The sequence below is a fragment of the Xanthomonas massiliensis genome (genome assembly GCF_900018785.1).
Taxonomy (GTDB): Bacteria; Pseudomonadota; Gammaproteobacteria; order Xanthomonadales; family Xanthomonadaceae; genus Xanthomonas_B; species Xanthomonas_B massiliensis.
The window spans coordinates 1447837-1462953 of record NZ_FCOY01000006.1 but is presented as its reverse complement, the minus strand read 5'-3'; the positions used below and the strand labels follow the sequence as shown (position 1 = coordinate 1462953).

Here is a 15117-nt window from a genome sequence, read left to right as displayed (position 1 = left end):
GCCGGGGGCCATGGTCAGCGCCGGGCCTTGCCCGGCGGCGGCGTGCCGGGCGCCGCGGCGGGTTTGCCGTCCTCGCGCGGGGCGACGAAGCCGTCGCTGAAGCTGCGCTGGAACTCGTTCCACAGCTTGAGGTTTTGCTCGGTGAGCTGGTTCATCATCGCCCACGGGGTCTGGCCCAGCAGGTTGCCCATCTGCTGGCGGAACTGCTGCTGCTGCTCCAGGAACACCTGCATGCTGCGTTCCAGGTAGTTGCCCATGAAGCCCTGCAGCGAGTCGCCGTAGAAGCGGATCAGCTGGCTGAGCATCTGCGTGGACAGCATCGGCTCGCCGGCGCGCTCCTGGTCGGCGATGATCTGCAGCAGCACCGCGCGGGTGAGGTCCTCCCCGCTCTTGGCGTCGCGCACCTCGAACTCCTCGCCGTCGATGATCAGCTGGCGCACGTCCTCGATGGTGATGTAGCTGGAGATCTCGGTGTCGTACAGGCGCCGATTGGGGTACTTCTTGATGATGCGGACCTCGGCCATGTCGTGTGCTCGTCTCAAGTCGTTTTCCGGCGGAGCATGGCGCGGCGCAACAGGGCCCGCAACAGGACCAAAGTCCAATCCGCACGGCGGGTTGGCGTTCATGGATGCTGCGCAGCAGGGATTGCGGTGCTGCAACGCCGGCCTGCAGCACGGGCTACCAGCCCATGTGGTGGCCGCCGTTGACGTCCAGGTTGGAGCCGGTGATCCAGGCCGCCTCCTCGGCCACCAGGAAGGCGACCGCATAGGCGATCTCCTCGGGCTTGCCGAGGCGGCCGGTGGGGATGTCGGCCACGATCTTGGCGCGGACCTCCTCGGGCACGGCCATCACCATGTCGGTGGCCACGTAGCCGGGCGACACCGTGTTGACGGTGATGCCGTAGGCCGCGTTCTCGCGCGCCAGGGAGATGGTGAAGCCGTGCATGCCGGCCTTGGCCGCGGCGTAGTTGGCCTGGCCGTACTGGCCCTTGAGCCCGTTGATCGAGCTGATCTGCACGATCCGGCCCCAACGCCTGCGGCGCATGCCCTCGATCACCGGCCGGGTCACGTTGAACACCGAGTTGAGGTTGGTGTTGATCACCTCGTGCCACTGCTCGGCGCCCATGCGGTGGAAGGTGGCATCGCGGGTGATGCCGGCGTTGTTGACCAGGATCTCCACCGGCCCCAGCGCCTGTTCGACCGCGGCCACCAGCGCGGCAGCCGACCCGGTGTCGGACACGTCGCCGGGGAACAGCGCCACGTCCACGCCCTGCTCGCGCATGCGTCGTTGCCACTCCTGGGCATGCTCGCCCTTGCGGAAACTGGTCGCCACGCGGTGCCCCTGGCGGGCCAGGCGCTGGCAGATGGCGGTGCCGATGCCACCGGTGCCGCCGGTGACCAGGGCGATGCGGGATGTCATCGGGGAGAGGAATCCAGGCCGGAACCGCTCCATCCTAGCGATCGGCGCCGGCCAGGGAAGCGATTTCGATGTTGCGCCGCGGCAACCGGGCCGGTTCGAAGCGGCGCAGCATCGCCTGCAGCATGGCCGGCGCGCTTCCCGCGCGCGGCGCCTGGTCCTGGCCCAGCGCGTGCCATGCCAGGGCCAGGGCGGGCAGCGGGTCGGACGCATCGACCGGCGCGGCCGCCAGCGACTTGGAGAGCTTGTGCCCCTGCGCGTCCAACAGCAGCGGCAGGTGCAGGTAGCGCGGCGTGGGCAGCCCCAGCCGGCGCTGCAGCAGGATCTGCCGCGGCGTGGAATCGAGCAGGTCGGCGCCGCGGACCACGTCGGTGATGCCCTGGTCGGCATCGTCGACCACTACCGCCAGCTGGTAGGCCCAGCAGCCGTCGGCGCGGGCGAGCACGAAGTCGCCCACCTGCGCGTACACGTCCTGGCGGACATGTCCGCGCAGCGCATCGTCGAAGCCGATGACGGTGCCCGCCGGCACGCGCAGGCGCACGGCCGGGCAGGGCCGTTGCCGCGCGGCCGCGCAGGCGTGGTGGAGGCTGCCGGCGGCGGCCAGGTCGGTACGGCTGCAATGGCAGGCGAAGGCATGGCCGGACGCGAGCAGGCGCTGCAGCATCTGGCGGTAGCGCGCATCGCGCTGGTGCTGGCGCAGCACCGGCGCATCCGATTCCAGGCCGAAGGCGTGCAGCGTGGCCAGTTGCGCCTCGGCCGCGCGCGGCACCTCGCGGATGCGGTCCACGTCCTCGATGCGCACGATCCACTCGCCGCCGGCGTGGCGTGCCAGCAGCCAGCTGCCGAGCGCGGCCAGCAGCGAGCCGAAGTGCAACGGGCCGGTGGGCGAGGGGGCGAAGCGGCCGCGGTAGGCTGGAACGGTCATGGACGGCTGAATCCTCGGTCAGGTTCCGGCTTGAATTCAAGCCGCCGGGCCGCCAGATTGACGGCCATCGCTTCCCCTTCCACGTCCGGGCCTTCCTCCCCCATGTTCACGCGCATCTTCCTCTTCCTGGCCACCAACCTGGCGGTGCTCATCCTGGCTGGCATCGTCATGTCGATCCTGGGCGTCAACCCGGCGCAGATGAGCGGCCTGCTGGTGATGGCCGCGATCTTCGGCTTTGGCGGTTCGCTGATCTCGCTGCTGATGTCCAAGTTCGTGGCCAAGCGCGCCACCGGCGCGCAGGTGATCGAGCAGCCGCGCAACGCCACCGAGCGCTGGCTGGTGGAAACCGTGCGCCGCCAGGCGCAAGCCGCCGGCATCGGCATGCCGGAGGTGGCCGTCTACGACGCGCCGGAGATCAACGCCTTCGCCACCGGCGCCAACCGCAACAACGCGCTGGTGGCGGTGTCCACCGGCCTGCTGCAGCACATGGACGAGAACGAGGCCGAGGCGGTGCTGGGCCACGAGATCAGCCACGTGGCCAACGGCGACATGGTCACCATGGCGCTGCTGCAGGGCGTGCTCAACACCTTCGTGATCGTGCTGGCGCGCGTGGTCGGCGGGGTGATCGACAGCTACCTGTCGGGCAACCGCAGCGACGGCCGCCGCGGCTTCGCCTACTACATCATCGTGATGGTGCTGGAGATGGTGTTCGGCCTGTTCGCGACGATGATCGCGATGTGGTTCTCGCGCCATCGCGAGTTCCGCGCCGATGCCGGCGGCGCGCGCCTGGCCGGCCGGCAGAAGATGATCGAGGCCCTGCAGCGGCTCAAGGCCAACCAGGGCCAGAGCACGCTGCCCGACCAGGTGGAAGCGTTCGGCATCGCCGGCGGCCTGGGCCACGGCCTGCGCCGTCTGTTCCTGAGCCACCCGCCGCTGGACGAGCGCATCGCCGCCCTGCAGCGCCTGGGCACGACCGTCGCCTGACGGCGATACCGACACCGGCAATACGCGAAGGCCCGCCATCGGCGGGCCTTTCGCTGTCCGGCGTGGAGCCTGGCCGAGGAGCCTGCGCGCGCCGGCGCATGCCGGCGGGCAACCGGCGAGGCGGCCGTGCGGATCAGAAGTCGTAGTCCATGCCCGCGCCGGCCAGCCCGACGAATTCGCCTTCCACGTAGTCCACGCCGATGCCGAACAGCTGGCTCATCGAGCCGGCGTCGCTGACGAATTCGGCCAGCACCTTGACGTGGTCGGCGTGGGCGCGCTCGACGATGTCGGCGATCTTGGCCTGATGTTCCTTGACCAGGGCCAGGTCGCGGGTGAAGCCGCGGTCCAGCTTGAGGAAGGCGGGCAGGAAGTGGTGGAGCAGCTGGAACGAGTCCAGGCCCGAGCCGAACTGTTCCAGGCCCATGCGGCAGCCCAGCGCGGACACGTCGGCGAGGAACTGCTGTGCGCTGCGCAGGTGGGTGAACACCTTCGACTCCGGCGCCTGCAGCCACAGCCGGTCGCTGGGCACGCCGGCGCGCGCCAGGCCCTGGCGGATCAGACCGAGCAGGCGCGGGTCGTCGAAGGATTCGGCGCTGACCTTCACCAGCAGCCGGGTGTCGCGGCCGGCCCGGTGGCGCTCGCCGAGCACGGCGATGGCGTGGGCGACCACCCAGCAATCGATGTCCGGCATCAGCCCGTGTTCCTCGGCGATGCCGAGGAAGTGCGCCGGGGCGATGATCTCGCCGTTGTTGTCCAGGCGCAGGAACGTCTCGTAGAGCTCGCCGGGCTCGCCCTGCAGGCTCAGCACCGGCTGGAAGTGCAGCAGGAAGTGGTCGTGGGCGATGGCCTCGCGCAGCCGTTCCAGCCAGCGCTGCACGCGCTCCTCCTCGGCGCGGTCGGCCGCGGCGGGGTCGAAGATCTGCACCGTGTTGCCGCCGAGCTCGTTGGCGGCCTGCACGCTGGCACTGGCCTTGGCCAGCACCTGGCCGAGGTTGGCGATCTTCTCGCCGATCTGCACGCCGCCCACGCTGACCGTCACCGTGGCCGAGCGCGCCCCGGCACTGAACACATGGGCGGCGAAGGCGGTGCGGATGCGTTCGGCCAGCGCCTGGGTATCGGCGTAGCGCCCCTCCGCCAGCACCGCGAAGGTGGTCTCGCCGAAGCGCGCCAGCTGCACCGGCTCACCGGCGCAGCCGCGCAGGTGCGCGGCCATCGCGGCGATCAGGGTATCGGCGGCGTCCAGGCCGATCTCCGGCAGCAGCCGCGCGTAGTGGTCGGGTTCCACCAGCAGCAGGCCGGCCTGGATTTCGCCGCGCCCGGCGCGCGCGATCACGCCCTCCAGCGCCAGCAGGAAGGCCGGGCGGTTGAGCAGGCCGGTGACCGAGTCGCGCTGGCGCAGGTCCTCGACCTCGCGCGCCAGCTCGGGATCGAATTCCTCGCGGCGGCGGAACACCACCTGGATGCACGGCTCGCCCTCGTAGGTGGCGGTGGCGAACTCCAGCATCGCCGGGAACGTGTCCCCGTCCATGCGCCGCGCATCCACTTCGTAGTGCGGCGGCGGCGGCTCGCCGCGCGAGAGCGACTTGAGCAGCTGGCGGAAGTCGTCCACGCAGCGCGGGGCGATCATGTCCAGCAGCGAGACGCCTTCCACGTCCTCGAACGAGTCGACGCCGAACATCTCCAGGTATGCCTCGTTGGCACGGATGTGCATGCCCTCGTGGACATAGGCGATGGGGTCGCGCGAGGAGGCGATCAGCGCGTCGCAGCGGCGCTCGGTCTCGCGCATCTGGGTCTCGATGCGGCGCAGCTTGCGGCGGGTCTCCAGGTCGTCCCACTCGGCACGCACCATGCCCAGCAGCTGCTCCGGCCGGGTGCGCAGGGCGACCGCGCGCGCGCCCTGGGCGAAGGCCCCGACCCAGTCGTTCTCCTCGAGGCCGTCGGCCACCAGCACCACCGGCACGTCCTTGCCGCTGGCGGCCACGGCGGTGAGCACCTGGGGCAGCGGCAATGCGTGCGCATGGCTGGCCAGGACCAGGTCGAACGGCTGCTCGGCCAGCAGGCGCGCCAGTTCCTGCGGGTCCTGCGGATGGGCCGGGCGTACCGCGATCCCGGCGTTGCGCAGGGTGCTGACGATGGCTTCGGCGTGGGTGCTGCTGTCGTCGATCAGGATCAGACGCAGCGCGTTTTCCTTGGTGCGGATGGACATGGGCAAGCTGTCAGGAAGTGCGCCGTCGCGCATGGCCGCGGGAAGTGCGGGGCAGTAGTACACGAAGCCCGGCACCGCGTCCATGCGCCGACGCAGGAGCCGGGAACGGATTCTCCTTCATGCGGCCAGGCCGGCGGCATGACCGGAGGCCCAGGCCCACTGGAAGTTGTAGCCGCCCAGCCAGCCGGTCACGTCCAGCACCTCGCCGACGAAGTACAGGCCCGCCACCAGGCGCGAGGCCATCGTCGCCGAGGAGACCTGGTCGGTGGACACGCCGCCCAGGGTCACCTCGGCGGTGCGGTAGCCCTCGGTGCCGCTGGCCACCACGGGAAACCGGCCCAGCTGTTGCGCCGCTTCGCGCAGCGCACGCTCGTCGAACTGCCGCAACGGGCGGTCGGGCAGCCAGGCCTCGCACAGGCGCTGGGCGAAGCGGCGCGGCATCGCCTCGCCCAGCACCGTGTGCAGGCTGGCGCCGGGCCGCGCGCCGCGCGCCTGGCGCAGCCAGTCCAGGGCATCGCGGCCGGGCAGCAGGTCCAGGCGCAGGTCGTCGCCCGGCTGCCAGTACGAGGAGATCTGCAGGATCGCCGGGCCGCTCAGGCCGCGATGGGTGAACAGCATGGCATCGTGGAAGGCGGCGCCGTTGCAGTGCGCCACCACCGGCAGCGACAGCCCGGCCAGGTCCTGCAGCCGCTCCAGCGGGCGGCCGCTCAGGGTCAGCGGCACCAGCCCGGCGCGCGTGGGCAGGACGGCATGGCCGAACTGCCGCGCCAGGGCGTAGCCGAAGCCGCTGGCGCCCATGGTCGGGATCGACAGGCCGCCGCTGGCCACCACCAGCGAGGCCGCGCGCCACTCGCCCTGCGAGGTGCGCACCCGGAACCCCTCGCTGCCGCGTTCGACGGCACCGATCTCGCACAGCGTGCGCAGCTCGACGCCGGCGGCCCGGCATTCGTCCACCAGCATGCGCACGATCAGCTTGGAGGAAATGTCGCAGAACAGCTGGCCGGCGGCCTTCTCGTGGAAGGCGATGCCGTGGCGCTCCACCATCGCGACGAAGTCGTGCGGGCGGTAGCGCGCCAGCGCCGACTTGCAGAAATGCGGGTTGGCGGAGAGGTAGTTGTCCGGCCCGGCGCCGGTGTTGGTGAAGTTGCAGCGCCCGCCGCCGGACATGAGGATCTTCTTGCCCACCTTGTTGGCATGGTCGATCACGACCACGCGGCGGCCGCGCCGGCCGGCGGTGAATGCGCACATCATGCCGGCCGCACCCGCGCCGACGACCAGCACGTCGCAGTCGTTCATACCCCCGGCGGGCGGGCGGGGGCGTTCCCTTTTGCCCGGCATGCGCGTATCGTGCTCGTCACTGTGTTTGCCGGGTTCACCGTGAATCGTGGCCTGGTGCGGCAGATCGCTCGATCCGCTTCATCGTTCCGCTTTGCCAACACCTGCAATCCAGTCTCGGCCGCCGCGTCCGGTGGCCGCGATAACTTCAAAAAAATTGTCTAGGAGTAGCAAAGATGTCTGATCGCCAGAGCGGAACCGTCAAGTGGTTCAACGATGCCAAGGGCTTCGGCTTCATCACCCCCGAGAGCGGCCCCGACCTGTTCGTGCACTTCCGCTCGATCCAGGGCACCGGCTTCAAGACCCTGCAGGAAGGCCAGAAGGTGACCTTCGTGGCCGTCCAGGGCCAGAAGGGCATGCAGGCCGACCAGGTGCAGCCGCTGTAAGGCGGACGGTACCGACCGACCCGAACGCCGGGGGCGCGAGCCTCCGGCGTTTTTCGTTTCCGGGGCCGGGCGGATGCTTCCGGCCACGCCGGTAGAATGGGCTGCCGCTTCCCGACGAACCCGCACAATGACCGATTCCCCGTGTCCGGCCTGTTCCCTGCCGCCACCGTCCTGCCGCTGGCAGGACCGCATTCGCGACGTGCCGGATTTCCCCAGGCCGGGCATCCTGTTCAAGGACATCACGCCGCTGCTGGCCGACGGGCCCGACTTCGCCTCGGCCATCGACGCCCTGGCCGAGCCGTGGCGGGGGACACCGCTGGATGCGGTGATGGGTATCGAGGCGCGCGGCTTCATCCTCGGCGCGGCCCTGGCCCACGAGCTGCGCAGCGGCTTCGTGCCGGTCCGCAAGCCCGGCAAGCTGCCGGGCCGTACCCTACGCCAGCAGTACGCGCTGGAATACGGCAACGGCACCCTGGAGGTGCAGGCCGATGCGTTGCCGACGGGGGCGAGGGTACTGATCGTCGACGACGTGCTGGCCACCGGCGGCACCCTGGACGCGGCCCTGTCGCTGGCCCGGCAACTGGGGGCCGACGTGGTCGGCGCGGCCGTGCTGGTCGAGCTGGACGGCCTGGGCGGACGCCAGCGCTGGGACGCCACGCTGCCGTTGCTAGCGACCCTGCGCTACTGAGGGACGGCCCTGCCGCTCCGACGCGGGCCGCCTGGCCCGCGCCGTGCGCTCCGGCGGCGATGCCGTTCGCGGCCAGCCGGCGCCTGGTTCGCCCTGCCTGCGTTCGCAGCAGGCGTGCCTTCGAGGCGCTGCGGCGCCGCCGGATACAACCTCCCGCGGCCGACGACGGGGAGGGCCCTGCCCGGGCAAGGCCACGCATCGCGCAGGCCCCGAACCGCTTCCCGGGCGCCGGCCCGGGCATGTCCGGCGCCGCAGGAAGCGCCGGGTCCGCAACGCGTGGCTACGCCGCGGACGAAGCCTGTGCCGCCTTGCGCTCGTATTCGGCACCGCCTTCGCGGTCGAGGGCGGCGAATTCCTCGTCCGACAGCGCGATATCGACCGCCGCCACGTTCTGCTCCAGGTGCGACACCTTGCCGGTGCCGGGGATCGGCAGCATCACCGGGCTGCGCCTGAGCACCCAGGCCAGCGCCACCTGGCTGGGCGAGGCGCCATGCGCCTGGGCGATGGCGTCCAGCAGCGAGCCCGGCCTGGCCAGCTCGCCGGCCGCCAGCGGGAACCAGGGGATGAAGCCGATGCCGTGGGCGCTGCAGTAGTCCAGCACGTCCTCGCTGGTGCGATCGACCAGGTTGTAGCGGTTCTGCACCGTGGCCACCGGGAACACCTTGGCCGCCGCCTCGATGTCCTCCACCGAGACCTCGCTGAGCCCGGCGTGGCGGATGATGCCCTTGTCCAGCAGCAGCCTGACCGCGTCGAACTGCTCGGCGCGCGGCACCTTGGGATCGATGCGGTGCAGCTGCCACAGGTCGATGCGCTCCACGCCCAGGTGGCGCAGGCTCTTGTAGGCCTGCTGGATCAGGTACTCGGGCCGGCCCACCGGCGGCCACACGTCCGGGCCGGTGCGGGTCAGGCCGCCCTTGGTGGCGACCACGATGTTCCGGTAGGGGTGCAGCGCCTCGCGGATCAGCGGCTCGGACACGTCCGGGCCGTACGAATCGGCGGTGTCGATGAAGTCGATGCCCAGCTCGGGCAGGCGCTTCAGCGTGCGCAGCGCCTCGTCGCGGTCGGGCGGATCGCCCCAGATGCCGGGGCCGGTGATGCGCATGGCGCCGAAGCCGAGGCGGTTGACCTTGAGGTCGCCGCCGATCAGGAACTGGCCCGAGCGCGCGGCCAGGGAAGAGGAAGTGGACATGGTGCCTCCTGTATGGGCGTGGACGCCGGCGTGCGACCGGCCGGGCGGATACGCGGCCGCCGGGACCGCAGGTGTCCGGGTCCGGGAGTGTGGACGCACTGGTGTTTGCGCGCGGTCTACGTCGGCGCGACGGTGCATTCCGTTTTCCGTTTTCGTGCGAGCGGCTAAGCCCAAGCCTGAGCCCGAGCCCGAGGCCAGAGCGGGGGGCGGGGAAGAGAAGCCACATCCACCCCTGCGTGCTGCCCTCCGGAGAAGCTTTCCCGTCCTGGTCGCTACGGCCTTGCTTCGGTGCCGTTCCTCGACGTGATTCCCGCGAAGGGCAGGTGGCCGGGGAGCGTTTCGTCGCCAGGATGGCGGATGCCTGGGGCGCAAGGCTTGCGGTGTGCCTGGGGACGTCCGGACTCGATCCAGGCTTGTGCGCCGGATCCTGGCTCTCTTCCTCCCCGCGCAGTCGGGAAGCGCCGATAGCGGCCCGAAGGCTCGATCACCCATGGGTATTCGGTCCGGCCATGTCCGCGTCCATGGGCTTCCGCCAGCGCGGGCGCGACGATCAGGATTTTCCCAGGACAGCGGTGCGCAACGACCCGAAGCAATACGCCGTAATGCGCGAAGGCGGGGATCCAGGGACGTTCGCCTCCAGGGCGGGCAACGGTCCGATGCGAGGCCTTCCGTCGCCGGGTATCGCCGCGGATCGCGCCCGATCGCCCTGCATCCACGGGAAAGCCGCAAGAGCCGGCGACTCGCCCGACCCGAGTCGTCAGGTCCTGCCGCAGCGCTCGCTTACAGCCTGCGCACGCGGAAGCGCCGGCCCTTGATCTTGCCCGCTTCCAGCCGCTGCAGCGCCTTGTCCGCCTGCGCCCGCGCCACCGCCACGTAGGAGCGGGTGGCGAAGATGTCGATCCGGCCGATGGCCTTGCCGGGCAGGCCGGCCTCGCCGGTGAGCGCGCCGAGGATGTCGCCGGCGCGCAGCTTGTCGGTCTTGCCGCCGTCGATGCGCAAGGTGGTCATCGCCGCCTGAGGCAATTGCGGCGGCTTGCCGGTGGCCAGCGGCGAGCGCGACCAGGCCAGCGGCCGTTCCAGTTCGGCCTCGATGACCTGCGCCCGTGGCATCTCGCGCGGCGTGGCCAGGCTCAGCGCCAGTCCGGGCTTGCCGGCGCGGCCGGTGCGGCCGATACGGTGGCGGTAGGTCTGCGCGTCGGTGGGCAGCTCGTAGTTCACCACCGCGGCCAGGTCGGCCACGTCCAGCCCGCGCGCGGCCACGTCGCTGGCCACCAGCACGTTGCAGCTGCGGTTGGCCAGGCGCAGCAGTACCTCGTCGCGGTCGCGCTGCTCCATATCGCCGTGCAGGGCGAGGGCGGAGAAGCCGAACTGCTGCAGCGAGTTGGCCACCTCGTCCACGTCCTTGCGGGTGTTGCAGAACACCACCGCCGATTCCGGCGCATGCCGCAGCAGCAGCCCGGCCACGGCCTTCTGCCGGTGCGCCGGTTCCACCTCGAAGAACAGCTGCTCGATCACCGGCGCGCTGTCGCCGCCTTCGACGGTGACTTCCACCGGCTCGTGCAGCAGCTGCCGCGCCAGCGCGCGGATCGGTTCGGGGAAGGTGGCCGAGAACAGCAGGCTCTGGCGATCCTTGGACGTGCGCCCGGCGATCTCGCGGATCGGTTCCTCGAAGCCCATGTCGAGCATGCGGTCGGCCTCGTCCAGCACCAGCGTCTTCACTCCGCCCAGGTGCAGCGCCCGCTTGCGCGCCAGTTCCTGGATTCGCCCGGGCGTGCCCACCACCACCTGCGGGTCGTGCGCCTCCAGCGAGGCCAGCTGCGGACCCAGCGGCATGCCGCCGGTCAGCACCAGCAGCTTGAGGTTGGGGATGCCGGTGGCCAGCTTGCGCAGCTGCTTGCCGACCTGGTCGGCCAGTTCGCGGGTCGGGCACAGCACCAGTGCCTGCGCGCGGATCAGCGCCGGGTCGAGCTTGTGCAGCAGGCCCAGGCCGAAGGCGGCGGTCTTGCCGCTGCCGGTCGGTGCCTGGGCAATGACGTCGCGGCCGTCGAGGATCGGCGGCAGGCTCTGCGCCTGGATCGGGGTGAGGGCGGTGTAGCCGAGGGCGTCGATGCCGGGCAGCAGCGACGGCGACAGGGGCAGGGAGGCGAAGTCGGTCATGCGGCATTTTCGCAGGAACCCGCGGCGCGTGCCGGTCGCCGGCCGCCTGCACGTACAATGCGCGCATGCCCCTGATCACCTTGCAGAACGTCGACTACAGCGTCGGCGGCCCGTTGTTGCTGGAAAAAGTCGAGCTGGCCATCGAGCCGGGCGAACGCATCGCCCTGATCGGCCGCAACGGCGCCGGCAAGTCCACGCTGATGAAGCTCATCGCCGGCGAGCTCAAGCCCGACGACGGCGAGGTGCGCGTGCAGCAGGGCGTGCGCATCGCCCGGCTCGAGCAGGAGGTGCCGCACGGCGCCGCCGGCAGCGTGTTCGACGTGGTCGCCGACGGCCTGGGCGAGCTGGGCCAGTGGCTGGCCGAGTTCCACCGCCTCAGCCATGCCGAGCCGTTCGACGGCGATGCGCTGGGCAAGGTGCAGGCCAAGATCGACGGCGCGCAGGGCTGGGCGCTTGAGCAGCGCGTGGACGAGACCCTGACCAAGCTGGAGCTGGACGGCGGCGCGCAGTTCGCGCGGCTGTCCGGCGGCATGAAGCGGCGGGTGCTGCTGGCGCGCGCGCTGGTGTCGGCGCCGGACGTGCTGCTGCTGGACGAGCCGACCAACCACCTGGACATCGAGGCGATCGACTGGCTCGAGGTCTTCCTCAAGGGCTGGAACGGCTCCGTGGTGTTCGTCACCCACGACCGCCGCTTCCTGCGCGCGCTGGCCACCCGCATCGTCGAGATCGACCGCGGCCAGGTGACCAGCTGGCCGGGCGACTGGGCCAACTACGAGCGCCGCCGCGAGGAGCGGCTCAACGCGCAGGCGCAGGAGAACGCCCGCTTCGACAAGCTGCTGGCGCAGGAGGAGGCGTGGATCCGCCAGGGCATCAAGGCCCGCCGCACCCGCGACGAGGGCCGCGTGCGCCGGCTCAAGGCGATGCGCAGCGAGCGCTCGCAGCGGCGCGAGCTGGGCGGCAACGTCAGGATGGCTGCCGCGCAGGGCGAGTCGTCCGGCAAGAAGGTGATCGAGGCCAAGGAGGTGACGTTCGCGTTCGGCGAGCGGGTGATGGTGCGCGATTTCTCCACCGTGATCCTGCGCGGCGACCGCATCGGCCTAATCGGCCCCAACGGCAGCGGCAAGACCACCCTGCTCAAGCTGCTGCTGGGCGAGCTGCAGCCGCAGTCGGGCGAGATCCGCCGCGGCACCAACCTGCAGATCGCCTATTTCGACCAGTACCGCGCCACCCTGCGCGAGGACTGGAACGCGATCGAGAACGTGGCCGAGGGCGCGGACTTCATCGAGGTCGGCGGCAAGCGCAAGCACGTGCTGTCCTACCTGCAGGATTTCCTGTTCACCCCCGAGCGCGCCCGCGCGCCGATCACCCGCCTGTCCGGCGGCGAGCGCAACCGGCTGCTGCTGGCGCGGCTGTTCGCGCAGCCGTCCAACCTGCTGGTGATGGACGAACCCACCAACGACCTCGACGTGGAGACGCTGGAGCTGCTGGAGGAATTGCTGGGCGACTACGCCGGGACGTTGCTGCTGGTCAGCCACGACCGCGATTTCATCGACAACGTGGTCACCTCGACCATGGTGATGGAGGGCGATGGCCATATCGGCGAGTACGTCGGCGGCTACAGCGACTGGCTGCGGCAGCGACCGGCGCCGGGCCATGCCGGCACGCCGGTGGCGGCCGACAAGGCCGGAGCCGCGGTGTCCGCATCCGCTACCGCCGCTCCCGCTGTCGCGGCACCGGCCAGGCGCAAGCTCGGCTACAAGGAACAGCGCGAGCTGGAGCAGTTGCCGGCGCGCATCGAGACGCTGGAAAAGGACGTGGCCGCCCTGACCGCGGCGATGAACGAGCCGGCCTACTACCAGCGCGAGGCCGCCGCCATCACCGCCGACAACGACCGGCTGGCGAAGGCGCAGGCCGAACTCGACGCCGCCTACGCGCGCTGGTCCGAACTGGACGGCTGAGCCGGCCCGACGCCGCTCAGGCCGGGTCGGCCTCGTCCGCCTCCGGCAGGGCCATCGCCACGAACGCGAAGAAGCCCAGGCCGTCCTCGCGCCAGAACGTGGCGGCGTCGTCGAGGATGTCCAGCAGGATGGCGAAATCGGCCGGGGCCTGGCTGCCGAGGGCATCGGCGCCGTCGAGCAGCAGCGCATAGCCGCGACGGGCCGCCGGCAGCCACGACAGGTCGCGCAGCGCGTCGGTCAGCGCATCCCAGTTGCGGCCGAAGCCCGGCGGGAAATCCAGCTGCGTGGCCAGGCGCAGCAACAGCGTGCGCTTGTCGGCGCAACCCTCCAGGTCGATGCGATGCGACTGCAGGCCGGCGTCGCGTGCCAGCGCGCCAAGCGTGTCCAGGTCCGCGACATCGACCTGGTAGACGCCCGAGCGCGCCGGCTCGGCCAGGCCCAGGCCGAAGGGATCGTGGCTCATGGTCGGTTCTCCGGGACATCGAAACGACGGAAGCTGTCGTAGTGATCGTCGCTGTAGTACCACTCCGCGGGCGGGGTGCCCCCGGTAATGATGCGGCGCGCACCGCGGTCGCGCGCCCCCGGCGTTTCCACCGTGTACTCGTGGTAGTAGCCGCGCGGGCGCTGCGGCAGGTGGCCCTCGCGGTTGCCGAACACCGCCCCGTCCTGGCGATGCGCGAAGGGGCCGCCGCGGCGGATCAGGGCGATGGTCCGCGCCGCTTCCGCGGGCAGGAACGACGGCAGCCGCGTGCCGGTCTCGCCGGCTGCGTCCGGCCCGGTCGCGGGCGGGGGCACGTAGGGCGTGGCCGCGGTGGGCGCGAACTGCTGCGCCGGCGGACGCTGCAGGGCATGCAGGGCCCACAGCCCGGCCAGCAGGACGACGATGGCGGCGATCAGCAGCCCGGGCTTGCGCATGTGAGGGAGTCCTGATGGTGTTCGGCCGGCGGGATCGCCAGAGGCCGCAGTATGCGGCCTGCCACCTTGTCGCCGCTTGAATGCCGCCGGGCGAGGCGATGCCGGCATGCACGGTTCACGCCCGAATAACCGGGGTGGGGGGCAAGGTAGGCGTCCGACGACGGCAGGATGCCATGGCGGGATGGTGATTTCCTGCCGTCCCGGTTGGTAATGGCGACGTCCATCCTTACCATTCACACTCGCAACGCCCGGCCCCCGCCGGACGAACGTACAAGGAGATCCCGATGGCCTACACCCTTCCCAAGCTGCCCTATGCCTACGACGCGCTGGAACCGTACATCGACGCGCGCACGATGGAGATCCACTACACCAAGCACCACCAGACCTACATCAACAACGTCAATGCGGCGCTGGAGGGCACCGAGTACGCCGACCTGCCGATCGAGGAGCTGGTCGCCAAGCTGAAGACCCTGCCGGAGAAGCTGCAGACGGCGGTGCGCAACAACGGGGGCGGCCACTACAACCACTCCCTGTTCTGGACGGTGATGGCCCCCAACGCGGGCGGCGAGCCGACCGGCGAGGTCGGCAAGGCGATCGAGTCCGACCTGGGCGGCTTCGAGAATTTCAAGGACGCCTTCACCAAGGCCGCGGTGAGCCGCTTCGGCTCCGGCTGGGCCTGGCTGGTGGTGACCCCGGACAAGAAGCTCAAGGTCGAGAGCAGCGCCAACCAGGACAGCCCGCTGTCCGATGGCCAGACCCCGGTCCTGGGCCTGGACGTGTGGGAGCACGCCTACTACCTGAAGTACCAGAACCGCCGTCCGGAATACATCAGCGCCTTCTACCACGTGGTCAACTGGCCGGAAGTGGAGCGCCGCTACAAGGCCGCGCTGGCCTGAGCCGGCGCCGTGCCATTCGCATGACCAGGAAAGGCCGGGTTCGCCCGGCCTTTCCCGTTGCA

At 70.7% G+C, this 15117-nt stretch carries 15 protein-coding genes; 6 read left to right on the top strand and 9 right to left on the bottom strand.

The features are described from left to right. Window positions 1–14 precede the first annotated feature (14 nt). The 3 genes from phaR to gluQRS all read right to left on the bottom strand — a co-directional run bounded on the left by phaR (window position 15) and on the right by gluQRS (window position 2341). A complete protein-coding gene (gene phaR, locus BN3794_RS09570; RefSeq protein WP_066096582.1) occupies window positions 15–524 on the bottom strand; it encodes a polyhydroxyalkanoate synthesis repressor PhaR in 510 nt (169 codons plus the stop codon). 154 nt (window positions 525–678) lie between these two features. Beyond that, complete coding sequence (gene phbB, locus BN3794_RS09565; RefSeq protein ID WP_066096579.1) at window positions 679–1419, bottom strand: acetoacetyl-CoA reductase; 741 nt, start codon at window positions 1417–1419, stop codon at window positions 679–681. Window positions 1420–1453: 34 nt separating this feature from the next. Next, on the bottom strand, window positions 1454–2341 hold the full coding sequence (gluQRS, locus tag BN3794_RS09560) for a tRNA glutamyl-Q(34) synthetase GluQRS (protein ID WP_066096576.1): 888 nt from the start codon (window positions 2339–2341) through the stop codon (window positions 1454–1456). Between the two features lie 102 nt (window positions 2342–2443). On the opposite strand from gluQRS, the gene htpX reads away from it, so the two are divergent. Continuing rightward, a complete protein-coding gene (gene htpX / locus BN3794_RS09555; protein ID WP_066096572.1) occupies window positions 2444–3325 on the top strand; it encodes a protease HtpX in 882 nt (293 codons plus the stop codon). 133 nt (window positions 3326–3458) lie between these two features. On the opposite strand, the gene BN3794_RS09550 is transcribed toward htpX, so the two are convergent. Together BN3794_RS09550 and BN3794_RS09545 are read right to left on the bottom strand one after the other, a co-directional pair. Then, complete coding sequence (locus BN3794_RS09550) at window positions 3459–5531, bottom strand: EAL domain-containing response regulator (protein WP_078059705.1); 2073 nt, start codon at window positions 5529–5531, stop codon at window positions 3459–3461. A gap of 117 nt (window positions 5532–5648) precedes the next feature. Continuing rightward, the gene (locus BN3794_RS09545) at window positions 5649–6827 is read right to left on the bottom strand and encodes a BaiN/RdsA family NAD(P)/FAD-dependent oxidoreductase (RefSeq protein WP_066096570.1); all 1179 of its coding nucleotides are present in this window, start codon (window positions 6825–6827) and stop codon (window positions 5649–5651) included. Here BN3794_RS09545 and BN3794_RS16695 point away from each other — a divergent pair. From BN3794_RS16695 to BN3794_RS09535, 3 genes are all read left to right on the top strand, one after another. Then, window positions 6726–7031: a hypothetical protein gene (locus BN3794_RS16695; protein WP_187128062.1), complete on the top strand. Its 306-nt coding sequence runs from the start codon at window positions 6726–6728 to the stop codon at window positions 7029–7031. The two genes, BN3794_RS09545 and BN3794_RS16695, sit on opposite strands and share 102 nt — an antisense overlap. A gap of 11 nt (window positions 7032–7042) precedes the next feature. Beyond that, on the top strand, window positions 7043–7252 hold the full coding sequence (locus tag BN3794_RS09540) for a cold-shock protein (RefSeq protein ID WP_066096566.1): 210 nt from the start codon (window positions 7043–7045) through the stop codon (window positions 7250–7252). 127 nt (window positions 7253–7379) lie between these two features. After that, on the top strand, window positions 7380–7940 hold the full coding sequence (locus BN3794_RS09535) for an adenine phosphoribosyltransferase (RefSeq protein WP_066096563.1): 561 nt from the start codon (window positions 7380–7382) through the stop codon (window positions 7938–7940). A gap of 280 nt (window positions 7941–8220) precedes the next feature. Here BN3794_RS09535 and BN3794_RS09530 read toward each other — a convergent pair whose 3' ends face one another. Together BN3794_RS09530 and dbpA are read right to left on the bottom strand one after the other, a co-directional pair. Further along, window positions 8221–9129, bottom strand: coding sequence for an aldo/keto reductase (locus BN3794_RS09530; protein WP_066096560.1), 909 nt, complete (start codon window positions 9127–9129; stop codon window positions 8221–8223). Window positions 9130–9909: 780 nt separating this feature from the next. After that, window positions 9910–11286, bottom strand: coding sequence for an ATP-dependent RNA helicase DbpA (gene dbpA / locus BN3794_RS09525; RefSeq protein ID WP_066096557.1), 1377 nt, complete (start codon window positions 11284–11286; stop codon window positions 9910–9912). A gap of 65 nt (window positions 11287–11351) precedes the next feature. On the opposite strand from dbpA, the gene BN3794_RS09520 reads away from it, so the two are divergent. Further along, window positions 11352–13244 carry an ATP-binding cassette domain-containing protein gene (locus tag BN3794_RS09520; protein WP_066096554.1) on the top strand — a complete coding sequence of 631 codons (1893 nt, stop codon included), beginning with the start codon at window positions 11352–11354 and terminating at the stop codon, window positions 13242–13244. A gap of 16 nt (window positions 13245–13260) precedes the next feature. On the opposite strand, the gene BN3794_RS09515 is transcribed toward BN3794_RS09520, so the two are convergent. Then, the gene (locus tag BN3794_RS09515) at window positions 13261–13707 is read right to left on the bottom strand and encodes a barstar family protein (RefSeq protein ID WP_066096551.1); all 447 of its coding nucleotides are present in this window, start codon (window positions 13705–13707) and stop codon (window positions 13261–13263) included. Beyond that, window positions 13704–14159 (bottom strand): guanyl-specific ribonuclease, encoded by a 456-nt coding sequence (locus BN3794_RS09510; protein ID WP_066096549.1) that lies wholly within the window; start codon window positions 14157–14159, stop codon window positions 13704–13706. The genes BN3794_RS09515 and BN3794_RS09510 overlap by 4 nt, the downstream gene beginning before the upstream one ends. 284 nt (window positions 14160–14443) lie before the next feature. Here BN3794_RS09510 and BN3794_RS09505 point away from each other — a divergent pair, with 284 nt between their 5' ends. Then, window positions 14444–15055, top strand: a complete 612-nt coding sequence (locus tag BN3794_RS09505; protein ID WP_066096546.1) for a superoxide dismutase — start codon at window positions 14444–14446, stop codon at window positions 15053–15055. The last annotated feature ends 62 nt before the right edge of the window (window positions 15056–15117 follow it).